Below are 1,311 nucleotides of genomic sequence, written 5' to 3'. Positions count from 1 at the left end.
TGTCCCGTCCTGAAATAAGTTGACACAAAATCGACTTATTATGAATAGACTAGCAAACAAAGAAGAAAAGCGCACCCAACGCGATTATAATTTAGGCTTTAAATTAGCGGTTGTTTCTCAAGTAGAAAAAGGCGAATTTACCTATAAGCAAGCTCAAAAGAAGTATGGGATTCAAGGAAGAAGTACAGTTTTGGTTTGGTTAAGAAAATTTGGTACTTTAGATTGGAGTAAAGCCAATATTTTGTTTATGTCAAAATCGAAAGAAACTCCCGCCCAAATTATTAAGAGATTAGAGAAAGAATTAGCTGATGAGAAGCTAAAGAATACCATTCTTAATACTATGATTGACATTTCTGACAGTCAATATGGAACCCAGATTAGAAAAAAGTTTTCTCCCAAACCATCCGACGCATCCAACAAGAACAAGGCATAAGTATGTCTAGAGCTTGCAGATTGTTTGGGATAAGCCGACAAGCCATTTATCAACAGGAAGCACGTTATTTAGCACGAGAGGAAGAATTATTAAAAGTAAAACAATTGGTTGAAAGACAAAGAAGAATAATGCCTCGATTAGGTACAAGAAAACTTTATTTTTTACTAGAACAATCCTTTAATGAGAATGGAATTAAAATCGGAAGAGATGCTTTTTTTGCTTATTTAAAAAGAGAACAAATGCTAGTTAAACCGATGAAAAACTATACTAAAACAACTTTCTCTAAACACTGGTTACGTAAATATCCTAATTTATTAAAGGATATAAATATCTCTAGAGCAGAACAAGTCTTTGTTAGCGATATAACTTATCTAAAATCGAAAGAAAGAACTCATTATCTGTCGCTGGTTACAGATGTTTATAGCCGAAAAATAGTTGGCTATCATTTAAGTGATGATATGTGTGTAGAGAATGTGCTTAAGGCTTTGAAAATGGCCATAAAAAACAGAAAAAACAACCTTAAACTGATACATCATTCAGACAGAGGTTTACAGTATTGTTCTCAGATTTATCAAAATGAATTAAATAAAAATAATATTATTACTTCAATGACTGATGGTTATGATTGTTATCAAAATGCGTTAGCAGAAAGAATAAATGGAATTTTAAAACAGGAATTCCTCTTTTATAAATGCAAATCAGGGAGTCAACTTAATCAGTTAATTAGAGAATCTGTAGAATGCTATAATTCTAGAAGACCTCATTTGAGTTTAAACATGGAAACACCTAACTTTGTATACGAAAAAACCAGTGAAGCTAGCTTCACTGGTTTTAATTAATTTATTGTAAAACTTGTCAATCTATTTTAGGACGACTCA

Annotated in this window: 1 protein-coding gene; it reads left to right on the top strand. The window is 31.8% G+C overall.

The annotated features are described in order from the left end of the window. The first annotated feature begins 40 nt into the window (after positions 1-40). Positions 41-1,272, top strand: a protein-coding gene (locus CX675_RS19630; RefSeq protein ID WP_370277926.1) for an IS3 family transposase whose coding sequence is annotated in 2 segments (ribosomal slippage) — positions 41-389 and positions 389-1,272 — 1,233 coding nt in all. Because the reading frame shifts where the segments join, the coding sequence is not laid out codon by codon here. Positions 1,273-1,311 lie beyond the last annotated feature (39 nt).

The organism is Flavobacterium sp. J27 (genome assembly GCF_004303025.1).
Taxonomy (GTDB): Bacteria; Bacteroidota; Bacteroidia; order Flavobacteriales; family Flavobacteriaceae; genus Flavobacterium.
Note: the sequence above shows the minus strand (reverse complement) of the source record. Positions and strands in the feature narration are given on the sequence as shown.